Origin of the sequence: Martinezella lusitana (assembly GCF_016901135.1) — a bacterium.
Taxonomy (GTDB): domain Bacteria; phylum Pseudomonadota; class Alphaproteobacteria; order Rhizobiales; family Rhizobiaceae; genus Rhizobium; species Rhizobium lusitanum_D.
Genome location: NZ_JAFEVL010000001.1, coordinates 155,479 through 167,330, shown reverse-complemented (window position 1 = coordinate 167,330; position 11,852 = coordinate 155,479). Strand labels below are relative to the sequence as shown.

At 60.3% G+C, this 11,852-nt stretch carries 8 protein-coding genes; 1 reads left to right on the top strand and 7 read right to left on the bottom strand.

The features are described from left to right. The first annotated feature begins 460 nt into the window (after nucleotides 1-460). On the top strand, nucleotides 461-2,401 hold the full coding sequence (locus JTP94_RS00780) for a M23 family metallopeptidase (protein ID WP_204848659.1): 1,941 nt from the start codon (nucleotides 461-463) through the stop codon (nucleotides 2,399-2,401). A 38-nt stretch (nucleotides 2,402-2,439) separates the two neighbouring features. On the opposite strand, the gene JTP94_RS00775 is transcribed toward JTP94_RS00780, so the two are convergent. The 7 genes from JTP94_RS00775 to ptsP all read right to left on the bottom strand — a co-directional run bounded on the left by JTP94_RS00775 (nucleotide 2,440) and on the right by ptsP (nucleotide 11,847). Further along, nucleotides 2,440-2,949, bottom strand: a complete 510-nt coding sequence (locus JTP94_RS00775; protein ID WP_204848658.1) for an AAA family ATPase — start codon at nucleotides 2,947-2,949, stop codon at nucleotides 2,440-2,442. 119 nt (nucleotides 2,950-3,068) lie between these two features. After that, a complete protein-coding gene (gene clpB / locus JTP94_RS00770) occupies nucleotides 3,069-5,669 on the bottom strand; it encodes an ATP-dependent chaperone ClpB (protein ID WP_204848657.1) in 2,601 nt (866 codons plus the stop codon). 255 nt (nucleotides 5,670-5,924) lie between these two features. Then, nucleotides 5,925-6,302 (bottom strand): HIT family protein, encoded by a 378-nt coding sequence (locus JTP94_RS00765; RefSeq protein WP_204848656.1) that lies wholly within the window; start codon nucleotides 6,300-6,302, stop codon nucleotides 5,925-5,927. A gap of 191 nt (nucleotides 6,303-6,493) precedes the next feature. Beyond that, on the bottom strand, nucleotides 6,494-7,189 hold the full coding sequence (locus tag JTP94_RS00760; protein ID WP_204848655.1) for a DUF4167 domain-containing protein: 696 nt from the start codon (nucleotides 7,187-7,189) through the stop codon (nucleotides 6,494-6,496). 348 nt (nucleotides 7,190-7,537) lie between these two features. Next, entirely contained in the window at nucleotides 7,538-8,413 is an 876-nt protein-coding gene (gene prmC / locus JTP94_RS00755; protein WP_204848654.1) for a peptide chain release factor N(5)-glutamine methyltransferase, read from the bottom strand. Next, nucleotides 8,410-9,489 (bottom strand): peptide chain release factor 1, encoded by a 1,080-nt coding sequence (gene prfA, locus JTP94_RS00750; protein WP_204848653.1) that lies wholly within the window; start codon nucleotides 9,487-9,489, stop codon nucleotides 8,410-8,412. Before prfA ends, prmC begins: the two co-directional genes overlap by 4 nt. A 90-nt stretch (nucleotides 9,490-9,579) precedes the next feature. Next, nucleotides 9,580-11,847: a phosphoenolpyruvate--protein phosphotransferase gene (ptsP, locus tag JTP94_RS00745; protein WP_204848652.1), complete on the bottom strand. Its 2,268-nt coding sequence runs from the start codon at nucleotides 11,845-11,847 to the stop codon at nucleotides 9,580-9,582. Between the last annotated feature and the right edge of the window lie 5 nt (nucleotides 11,848-11,852).

Sequence of the window (11,852 nt, the reverse complement as noted above, 5' to 3'; positions counted from 1 at the left end):
AGAACCTTCAATCAGCATCGCAGCCAATCCAGGAAACACTAGAGCGAATGTCGTCGTCGCCAGCAGCGCCGCCGCCCTCGTTCAGTGAGTGGGCTTATAATCCCACCCCACGAACCAAGTCAACAACCGATTTTCAAAAAAACCAAAAAACAAATAAGTGATTGATTCTTATGATATATTTATGAAGGGTGCCGAGGTCCGGTTAAAGACGCGACCAAGGGGCCCGCACATCCCTTCCCTGGCGTGCTCGCGCTACCCAATTGCGCGCAGCTGGCGGCACAATATGAGGTAGATCATCGGCAGCGTCCCACAAGCCGTATCGCCTGCGCCATGGATTTCTATAGGAAACGAGGCTCCGGATGAGTGAATATTGCCCGGTTGATTTGACTCGCCTGTCATAAATATGCACATCTTCGCCCCCAGCCTACGGCTCGCATGAAGGAACCGGATTTCGATTGGCATGATGACGGACAAGATGATGCTCCGATCGCTCGGCAACGAGCCGCCAATCCTGGCCGATGGCAGGCGGGCGCCGGATCGACGCGAAGTTTCCTTGCGCTGGCTCTCGGGCACCTTCCTTACCGGCGTCACCTCGAGCATATTGATGGGCGTCGCATTGTTTGCAGCGCTCGATGGACGACAGCAACTGGCTATTCCGGCCGAAGCCTATGCGACATCGGACAAGCATGATGCTTCCGATGACCAGGTTACCCGCGGCGGCCGCCTGATCTCCACCGCCATCGCGTCCAAGCCTTCGGACCGCAACATTCTCGAAGTATCTACCGTTGTGAAAGACGGCGACAAGGAAGTGGTGCGGCGCCAGCCCTTCGCCCATGTGAAGATCGCCTTGGCCACCAATCGCATCGCCAACGAAAACTATCCGCCATTTGATCCGCTGGCGATCTTCTCCGCCGATGAGAATATACCGCCGCCGGCCAACCGGACCGGCGCGATCTATGGATCGGATGTGGAATCGGAGGTCAGCCTGAAGACGGTGCCCTTCCCGTCCAAGGATATTCCCTTCCAGCTCGCCGGCTCCATGTCGCTCGAGGAAGTCGAAGAGAATGTACGTTCCAACGGCTCGGTCCTGACCGACGGCAATACCCAGCTTTCGGCACTCTATTATGTCGATCCGCGCCGTTTCGCCAACGATGATTCCGATGTCGACCTGACAGCCGGCCTGACCGCCCGCGTCGTCGAGGAAAACATGTCCGTCTCCCCTTCGGAAGCCGTGACCCCGCAGACGCAGGAGTTTGCCGACGACATCATTCCGGTTCGGGAAAACATGCCGATTGTCACGGCCCTCATCAATGCCGGCTATCTCAAGGCGGATGCCGACGACATCACGGCGAAGATCCAGCCGCTCTTCGGCTCGTCCGATATTTCTGCCGGCGACGTGCTTCGCATCGGCATCCTGCAGAAGGGTGAGCAGGCCAAGATCATCCGCGCCAGCATCTATCGCGGCACCAAGCATCTGCTGACCATCGCGCAGAACGATCGTGGCGATTTCGTCGCCGGCAGCGAACCGCCGATGCTCGACGCCATCGCCACCGCCTTCGACAACGATGCTCCCCCGTCTGTGGCCGGCCGCGATCTGCCGAGCGTCTATGACGGCATCTATCGCGCAGCACTTTCCTACGGCATGAACAAGGAAATGGTGGCGCAGATCGTCAAGCTGCTTGCCAGCAATGTCGATTTCCAGGCGCAGCTGAAACCGACGGATTCGCTCGAAGCCTTCTTCTCGGTTGCCGATGAAAACGGCCAGGCGACAGCCGATTCCGAACTGCTCTATGTCAACGCCAAGTTCGGCGATACCGTGACCCGCTTCTACCGTTTCGAAGATCCGGCCGATCATTCGATCGATTACTTCGATGAAGGCGGCAAAAGCATCCGGCAATTCCTGTTGCGCAATCCCGTTCCGACCGGCGTGTTCAAATCCGGCTTCGGCATGCGACGTCATCCGATCCTCGGTTTTGCACGCATGCATACAGGCGTGGATTGGGCGGCGCCGCGCGGCACGCCGATCATCTCCGCCGGCAACGGCATCGTCGAGAAGGCGGGCTGGGATTCAGGCGGCTTCGGCAACCAGACGCTGATCCGCCATGCCAATGGCTACGTCTCCTCCTACAACCATCAGAGCGCGATCGCCAAGGGCATCGTTCCGGGCGCGAAGGTGGTCCAGGGGCAAGTCATCGGCTTCATCGGCTCGACCGGTCTCGCGACCGGCCCGCATCTGCATTACGAGCTGATCGTCAACGGGACGAAGGTCGACCCGCTGCGTATTCGCCTTCCCGGCGGCAAATCCCTCGAGGGCGAGGCTCTCGCCAAATTCCAGGAAGAGCGCAAGCGCATCGACACACTGCTCAGCGACGACAAGTCGAAGCAAATCGCAAGCAAGTAGCCGGGAGGCTGGACACATCCCGGTCAGCGGGCAGCTAGTTAGGCCCGAACGGATCCCATCTTAGCAACCAGTTCCGCGATGATCTCATCCACCGCCTTGCAAGCCGTATCGACGACGATAGGCCCCGGAGGCCAGTCATCATAGATTCGCGTGACGACCTCGTCCCATGTCGGGTTCACAAGGCCTTCGATATCAGCCTCGCGCGTTTCCACGCGCCGGCGATGCTCGGTCTTATCGGAACAGATGACCTCCACCTCGATCGCCGGCACACCCGCATGCCGCGCGACCTGCCTCCAAGCTTCGCGTGTCACCGAAATGGGATTGACTGTATCCGCAATCACGGTTCTTCCCAGCTTGAGATTGTCTCCGGCGAACCCATAGGCAACCATGTATCCGGCAGGCCCGACGTCAGCTCTCAACATACCGGAATTCCGCAACGCCTGCTCGATCGTGTCGAGCCGGACGTGCACGCCGCCAAGCCGCTTGGCCAGCGCGCGCGCAATCGTGGTTTTTCCGCTGCCCGGCAGGCCACCGAAGATAACAAGCATGGTTTCCTCCGTCCCGCTCCAACATCACAGACGAGGCAAGGTTAGGCAACTCGGCGCTCTCAAAGCAAGATGGCGGCCCAAAAGCCGCCATCCGCATTCTCATACAAACATTCCAGGCTTTATGCCGCCTCGTTCACCGCATGACGTGAACGGAACAGCAGCCTGTCGGAACCGCTGGTGACCTTGACCAGCGAGCCATCCGGCACCTGCCCGGAGAGGATCTGTTCGGCGAGCGGATCCTGGACATATTTCTGGATCACCCGCTTCAGCGGCCTTGCGCCATAGACGGGATCGTAGCCCCTGTTGGCGAGCCAGTTGCGGGCATCCTCGTCGAGTTCGAGCGTGATCTTGCGCTCCGACAAGAGCTTCAGCAGCCGCTCCAGCTGGATATCGACGATCGCACCCATCTCCTCGCGCTTCAGGCGATGGAACAGGATGATCTCGTCGACACGGTTCAGGAATTCCGGCCGGAAATGCGACCGCACCACATCCATCACCTGTTCGCGCACCAGATCGCTGTCATCGCCTTCCTTCAACTGGGTCAGATATTCGGCGCCCAGGTTGGAGGTCATGATGATCATGGTATTGCGGAAGTCGACCGTGCGGCCCTGCCCGTCCGTCAAACGCCCGTCGTCCAGAACCTGGAGCAGGACGTTGAAGACATCGGGATGCGCCTTCTCGATCTCATCGAACAACACAACCTGATAAGGCCGGCGACGGACGGCTTCGGTCAGCGCACCGCCTTCCTCATAGCCGACATAGCCGGGAGGGGCGCCGATCAGCCTGGCCACGGAGTGCTTCTCCATGTACTCAGACATATCCATGCGCACCATCGCCGTATCATCATCGAAGAGGAAGCGGGCGAGCGCCTTGGTCAGCTCCGTCTTGCCGACGCCGGTCGGGCCGAGGAAGATGAACGAGCCGATCGGCCGGTTCGGATCCTGCAGGCCGGCGCGCGAACGGCGAACGGCACGCGATACCGCCTGAACGGCATCGCCCTGGCCGACGACCCACTTCGCCAGTTCATCTTCCATCCGGAGCAGCTTGTCGCGTTCGCCTTCCAGCATCTTGTCCACGGGAATCCCGGTCCAGCGGGAAACGATCTGCGCGATGTTGTCGGCGGTAACCACTTCCTGCACCATGGAATCGCGGGCACCGTCCTGCTCTTCCGCAGTGTGCAGCTCTTTCTCCAGCTTCGGGATCACGCCATAGGCGAGCTCGCCGGCACGCTGGAATTCACCCTTGCGTTGGGCGGTTGCCAGCTCGTTGCGGGCTTCGTCAAGCTGCTTCTTCAGATCGGCGGCAAGACCCAGCTTCTGCTTTTCGGCCTGCCAACGCGCGGTCAGCGCATCGGCTTCCTCTTCAAGCGAGGTCAGCTCGGTTTCCAGCCGCTTGAGCCGGTCGGCCGAGGCTTGGTCGGTTTCCTTCTTCAGCGCCTCACGCTCGATCTTCAACTGGATGATGCGGCGATCGAGTTCGTCGAGTTCTTCCGGCTTCGAATCCACCTGCATGCGCAGGCGAGCCGCAGCTTCGTCCATCAGGTCGATGGCCTTGTCCGGCAGGAAACGGTCGGTGATGTAGCGGTTCGACAGCATGGCGGCCGCCACCAGGGCAGCATCGGCGATGCGGACCTTGTGGTGCTGCTCATACTTTTCCTTCAAGCCGCGCAGGATCGAAATCGTATCCTCGACTGTCGGTTCTTCGACCAAGACGGGCTGGAAGCGGCGTGCGAGAGCCGGATCCTTCTCGACATGCTTGCGATATTCGTCGAGCGTGGTCGCGCCGACGCAATGCAGCTCACCGCGGGCGAGCGCAGGCTTCAACAGATTGGAAGCATCCATGGCGCCATCGGCCTTGCCCGCGCCGACCAGCGTGTGCATTTCGTCGATGAACAGGATGATCTCACCGTTTTCCGACTGGACCTCGTTGAGCACGGCCTTCAGCCGCTCTTCGAACTCGCCGCGGAATTTCGCTCCGGCGATCAGAGCGCCCATGTCGAGCGCCATCAGCTTCTTGTCTTTCAGCGATTCAGGCACGTCGCCATTGACGATGCGCAATGCCAGGCCTTCGACGATCGCCGTCTTGCCGACGCCGGGCTCACCGATCAGCACGGGGTTGTTCTTCGTGCGGCGGGAAAGAACCTGAATGGTGCGGCGAATTTCATCGTCACGACCGATGACCGGGTCGAGCCTGCCCTCGCGAGCCTCGGCAGTGAGGTCGCGGGCATATTTCTTCAGGGAATCGAAGCCCTGCTCCGCATTGGCGGAATCGGCGGTGCGACCCTTGCGGATATCGTTGATAACCTGATTGAGCGTAACAGGCGTCACGCCGGCCTTCTTCAGCGTCGCTGAAGTGGAAGCGGACGACTCGATCGCGAGTGCCTGCAAGAGGCGCTCGACGGTGACGAAGCTGTCGCCGGCCTTCTTTGCCGCATCTTCGGCGGTGGCGAATACCTTGGCGAGCGGCTGTGCGAGATAGACCTGGCCATCGCCGCCGGAAACCTTCGGCAACTTGGCAAGGACGGCGTCATTGGCAAGACGGGCAGCCTTGGCATCACCGCCGGCGCGTTCGATCAACGACGCGGCCATGCCTTGGTCGTCGTCCAAAAGCACTTTCAGAACATGTTCGGGTGTGAACTGCTGATTACCCTGCGCAAGCGCATAGGTTTGGGCGGATTGCAAGAAACCGCGCACCCGCTCGGAGTATTTTTCAATATTCATACTGCACCTCCATGAATCGTCCTGCCCTAACCGGCGCAGATCGATGATTGAGATTGAGCCCCCTCAAGAGGCAGGCCCCGCCTTGTCGCCGTTGGGATTTGCGGCAAAGCAACTGAGGAGAATATGGGAGGGTATCCGAGGAGTTTAAAGGGCGGCAAAAGCGAAAAAAGTGAGGGATTTTGCCGGGCTGAGCCGCGTTGACCCGAGGGCGGGAGACTGCAGCGACATGGGTCTCAGCAAAGCAGGAAAGACATGTCATCCGCGAATGATGGCGCGGATTCCCTTACCCACGTTGCGCTCATCGGCAAAACGGGCAACCACGTGCAAATGAACATGAAACACGTGCTGCCCCGCAACGGCTCCGACATTCCAACCGAGAGTGAAGCCATCCGGGCCGCAGTATTCCAGGTGAGCTTTTGCCATTGTCAGCATTTCACCCAACCCGGTCCACTCCTCGGAGCGGATATCGAAAGGGCTTTCCGCATGCCGACGCAGAATGATCATGACGGCATCCGGCATTTCCGGATCGATACTGCCAAGCATATAGAAGGAGCGGTTACCACCCAGGGGCTCATCGGCGAGCAATTCATTCCCCAGACAGAAACGGCAGTCGGCTTTATCAGTCGAAAGCATCAAATATCTCCACTCAATATGCCGGAGAAGTACAAGTTCCGTTTCGGAAGCGAATGATAACGGCTCCGGAAATTTCTGGCCGTACTCCGAGAAAAAGGGGAACCGAAAGCAGAAATGGGAACGGCAGTACTTTCAGCGCCGCCGTTCCCATTTCAGTATTTTGATCGGCTTCCCCGGAAGGGGAGGTCGTCTTATTCCGATGCAGCGTCCGCCAAAGCCGGGGTGTCGCCCGCGGCGGCCTCGTCCTGCCCTTCCGCATCACCGGCGGCGCGACGGGGCTGACGGCGCGGGCGGTTGCCGGCATTGCGGCGGCGCGGCTGGCGCTCGGCGGCTCCGCCTGGAGGCGTCTCTTCTTCGATTGCCACCTCGGCCGGGATGCCTTCAATCACTGGCTGCGGGCCGGTGCCGTCGATAACCTCGGGTTCGGGAGCCGGAGCAGCCGCAACGACGGGAGCATGCTGACGAGCCGGAGGCGGAGCCATCTGCGGCTGGTCGTCCATGTCGTTTCCGTCGATATCGTCCATATCACGGTCGCCCGCATCGCGGTCGTTATAATTATTCTGATCGTCGCGCTGAAAGCGCTCCTGCATCTGCGCCTGGGCGCTGGCGATAATCCGATTGTAGTGCTCGGCATGCTGAAGATAGTTTTCAGCCATGACGCGGTCGCCGGAGCTGTGTGCGTCGCGAGCCAGAGCCGCGTACTTCTCAGCGATATGCTGAGCGGTTCCGCGAATCTTCACATCGGGACCGGAGCTGTCATAAGTCCTGGTCAGCGGATTCGAGCCTTTGCGGTTGAAGTTGTTGTTGTTGTTATTGTTATTTCCGCCGCCGCCGTTGTTGTTGTTACCACGCCCCCGACCGCGCTTGTTCTGCTGTCCTGGCCTCATAGATCCTTCACCTGAATTCTCTTCGTTGGGATAAAATCATACACGACACCTGCCGCCGTGGCGCGGATACTCCCGAGCCAGGGCCTGCGTGCCGCAAGCAAACTGCGCTTTAGCGCCGGTCTGCCGCTCGACTACGTCAGATTAACTGATCACGCATTGGGTTATCTTCAACCTTTGACACTCTTACCAAAGAGCGGATCCCCGAGGCTTGTCCAAGATAGACGAATCGTCCCGTCTATTCCCAGCCGCCCAACGCGTGAGCGCAACCTATATCGCTTCCTCAGGAAATCCAAGCTTTTTATTTGCGATAACAACAGGGGTCCTACAAACCTGCAGCAACGTGTCGCGTTACTGATGAAATTCAAACACAAGCACCCGGTCGTTCTGGCCGTAGTCACGAACCGCCTCGACAAGGAGAAATCCTGCTCCTTCAAAAACCGAAGTCACCGTTTCACGCTGATCGTAACCGATCTCTACCCCTATCATACCGTTCGGGTATAGAAACCGCGCCGCATCCTTTGCGATCGCTCTATATGCATCCAGCCCATCAAGGCCCCCGTCAAGGGCCGCGGGAGGATCGAAATCCTTTACTTCTGGAGCGAGAGTAGAAATGACACTGGACGCAATATAGGGCGGATTTGAGACAATCACGTGAAATCGTTCGTGGATGGCTTCAAACCAGCTTCCCTGCGCAGTGCCAAACCGCGCCGCTAGTCCGTTCCGCTCCGCGTTTCCACGTGCGGTTTCCAGCGCCTCGCCGGAAATATCGGAACCGACGCCCGTCGCTTGCGGGCATTCATGCAGCAGGGCCAGACAAATGGCCCCCGTTCCCGTTCCTAGATCCAATAAGTGGACATTGCCAAGCTCGGATTCAAGGCGCCGCACATGCGGCAGCATGGTATCGACGAGGATTTCGGTGTCGGGACGCGGCTCGAGCGTCGCGGGCGACAGCCGCAATGACAGGCCGTAGAATTCCCGCTCACCGAGAATTCGGTAAACCGGCTCATGGTTCAAGCGGCGGGCGACCGCTCCCCGCGCCGTCGTCACATCATCCGGCAGCACCGCCTCGGAACCCCGCGTCACAAGTTCCGTGGATGAAAGGTGAAGAAGGCCGCCGACAAGGATGCGCGCCTCCGTGGCGGGATCATCGAGGTCGGCCTCCGCAAAGCTGGCGCGCACCTCCTGCAGGAGCCCGGCTACGGTCGACCCCTGCCCGCCGCTCATGCCTGTTCGCCAAGCTGGGCGAGCTGGCTCGCCTGGTAATCCGCCCGAAGCGCATCGACCACCTCGTCGATCTCGCCTTCCATCATCCGGTCGAGCTTGTAGAGCGTCAGGTTGATGCGGTGATCGGTGACGCGCCCCTGTGGGAAATTATAGGTGCGGATGCGTTCGGATCGATCGCCGGAGCCGACCTGGCTTTTGCGGTCGGCCGAACGCTCGCTGTCGGCGCGCTGGCGCTCCATGTCGAAGAGACGCGAGCGCAGCACCTGCATCGCCTTGGCGCGGTTCTGGTGCTGCGACTTTTCCGAGCTCGTTACCACGATGCCGGAGGGAAGATGGGTGATGCGCACGGCAGAGTCCGTGGTGTTGACGTGCTGGCCGCCGGCACCCGAAGAACGCATCGTGTCGATGCGGATATCCTCGGCACGGATCTCGATATCGATTTCCTCGGCTTCCGGCAGCACGGCGACGGTTGCCGCCGAAGTATGAATTCGCCCGCCCGCTTCGGTCTCCGGCACGCGCTGCACGCGATGCACCCCGGATTCGAACTTCAGCCGCGAGAACACACCCTTGCCGCTGATCGTCGCGATGATTTCCTTGTAACCGCCCGCCTCGCCATCGCTCGCCGAGAGGACTTCAACCTTCCAGCCATTGTTCGCGGCGAAGCGTTCATACATGCGGAAGAGATCGCCGCCGAAAAGCGCGGCTTCCGAGCCGCCGGTCCCGGCGCGAATTTCCAGGATCGCGCTCTTCTCGTCAGCGGCGTCCTTCGGCAGCAGCAGGATCTGGATTTCCTGTTCCAGCCCCTCGATCCGCTCCTTGACCTCGGACAGTTCCATATCGGCAAGATCGCGCATCTCACGGTCGACGGACTTGTCGGCGAGCATGGCTTCCAGATCCGAGGCCTCGGCAATCGCCTTCTCATAATCGCGGATCTTGGCGACGACCGGCTGCAATTCGGAATATTCGGAAGCAAGCTTTACATAGACATCCGCGGCCGGACCGGCGGACATGCGCGCCTCGATTTCGCCGAAACGGCGCTCCAATTCGCGCATTTTTTCAACGGGAAGCTTAGCCACCCTAGACTCCAATTCTTCTTATTATATCTGCTGTGATGTGATGCGCATGATCTTGTCCGCAAACCGCTTATCGACTTTCGGGATCACACGCTAAAGCGGAATATTGTGGCTTTCGGCGAAATGCACAAGGATATCGCGCATCGAGGTCGTCGGACGCTTGTCGTTCAGTGCCTCCTCCATGACGGTCGCGAGGGCCTGGAGATCAAGCCCCAGAAGCATCGCCTTGACCGGACCGATCGAGGCCGGCGACATCGATACCGAACGGAAGCCGAGGCCAAGCAGTGCCATAGCCGAAATCGTCTTGCCGGCCAGTTCGCCGCAAAGCGTCACCGGCGTCTTGTTACGCTCACCGGCGCGCACGATATCCCGAAGAATACGCAGGAACGGCCGGTCGAGCGGATCGAAGCGATCCGCCACGCGGGCATTGCCGCGATCCACCGCCATCGAGAACTGGAACAGATCGTTGGAGCCGACCGAGACGAAATCGACTTCCGCCATCAGCTCGTCCAGTTGCCACAGCAGCGCCGGCACTTCCAGCATGGCGCCGAACTGCAGCTTGCGCGGCAAGCTATGCCCGAAACGGGAGAGATGCTGCACTTCCTTCTGCAACAGCTCGCGCACCGCCTTGATCTCGGAGACCTCGGTGACCATCGGCACCATCAACTTCAACTCGCCGTCGGCCGCCGCCTTCAGCATGGCCCTGAGCTGCATGCGCAGCAAGCCCGGACGATCGAGAGAGAGGCGAATGGCGCGCCAGCCAAGGGCTGGATTCTCTTCCTCATGCGCGCGGAAATAGGACACGACCTTGTCGCCGCCGATATCAAGCGTTCTGAAGGTGACGACACGCCCGTCCGCCTGCTTTAACACATTGCGGTAGAACGCTTCCTGCTCATCCGCCTTGGGCATGGTCGAGGCGATCATGAATTGCAGTTCGGTGCGGAACAGGCCAATGCCTTCGGCACCGGATTCGGCAAGCTGCGGCAGATCGACCAGCAGGCCGGCATTCATCTGCAATGAAATGCGCTGACCGTCCTTGGTGACCGGCTCGACCGAGCGCAGCGCGCGGAATTGCTCCTGCCGGCGGGCGCGAAAACGCACCTTTTCCTCGTAGGAACGCTGATGATCGGCCATCGGCCGGAGATGCACATGGCCGCCATCGCCATCGATGATGACCGAATCGCCGTTTTCAGCAAGGGCGACAATCCCGGTCGCCTGGCCAATGACTGCAATGCCCATGGCACGGGCAACGATGACGACGTGGCTCGTAACCGCGCCCTCTTCCAGCACCAGGCCGCGAATATTGGCGCGGGGATAGTCGAGCAGTTCGGCAGCACCCATGGCGCGCGCGAAGATGATCGCATCGTTCGGGAAACCTTCGGCTTTTGTGCGACCCGAATGGCCGATGAGCTGCCTGAGCAACCGGTTCGCCAGGTCCTCGAAATCGTGCATGCGCTCGCGCAGATAGGGATCGGTCAGGCGCATCATCCGCGCCTTGGTATCGCTCTGCACTTTTTCGACAGCGGCTTCCGCCGTCAGGCCGTTGCGCACGGCTTCTTCGAGCTTGCGCACCCAACCCTGATCGTGCGCAAACATGCGATAGGTTTCAAGCACCTCGCGATGCTCACCTTCCATGGAGACGTCGCGGCGCGACAGCATGTCGTCGATCGAAATACGCAGCGAACCGAGCGCTTCGGCCAGCCGGCCGATTTCCTTGTCGGCATCTTCGTTCAGCAGGTTGGTGACGACGATGCGCGGCTCATGCAGCACGACATAGCCGAGGCCGATGCCTTCATTGTAGCAGTCGCCGTCGATGGTGACCGAACGGGTGAGATCGAGCTCCAGGCCGGGCTTGGTGATCTTCTTCAGCTCGCCGGTGGCGATCATTTCGGCCAGCACCATCGCCGTGGTTTCGAGCGCTTCCAGCTCTTCTTCGCGATAGGTCCGGCTGGCCTTGTTCTGAACGACGAGAACGCCGAGCGAGCGGCCGGTGCGCAGGATCGGCACGCCGAGGAAGGAATGGTAGATCTCTTCGCCGGTTTCCGGCAGGTAGCGGAAGGCGGGATGCGATTGCGCGTCGGACAGGTTGAGCGGCTGGGCGGAGGCGGCGATCGTGCCGACCAGGCCTTGCCCCATCTTCAATTGCGAAAGGTGGACAGCTTCCTTGTTGAGGCCCTCGGTGGCGTAGAGCTCGAGGACCCCGTCGGCGCGCAGTACATAGACCGAGCAGACTTCGGCGACCATGTTGCTGGCGATCTGGCGAACGATCCGGTCAAGACGCTCCTGCGGCTCCAGCGGCTCCGCCATCAATTCGCGCAGCCGCTTGAGCAGAACGCGTGGACCGCCGGATAGGTCTCTCATTGCGT

Coding starts and splice junctions, on each gene's coding strand:
- JTP94_RS00780 (WP_204848659.1), top strand. CDS start 461: ATGATGACGGACAAGATGATGCTCCGATCGCTCGGCAACGAGCCGCCA.
- JTP94_RS00775 (WP_204848658.1), bottom strand. CDS start 2,949: ATGCTTGTTATCTTCGGTGGCCTGCCGGGCAGCGGAAAAACCACGATT.
- clpB (WP_204848657.1), bottom strand. CDS start 5,669: ATGAATATTGAAAAATACTCCGAGCGGGTGCGCGGTTTCTTGCAATCC.
- JTP94_RS00765 (WP_204848656.1), bottom strand. CDS start 6,302: ATGCTTTCGACTGATAAAGCCGACTGCCGTTTCTGTCTGGGGAATGAA.
- JTP94_RS00760 (WP_204848655.1), bottom strand. CDS start 7,189: ATGAGGCCAGGACAGCAGAACAAGCGCGGTCGGGGGCGTGGTAACAAC.
- prmC (WP_204848654.1), bottom strand. CDS start 8,413: ATGAGCGGCGGGCAGGGGTCGACCGTAGCCGGGCTCCTGCAGGAGGTG.
- ptsP (WP_204848652.1), bottom strand. CDS start 11,847: ATGAGAGACCTATCCGGCGGTCCACGCGTTCTGCTCAAGCGGCTGCGC.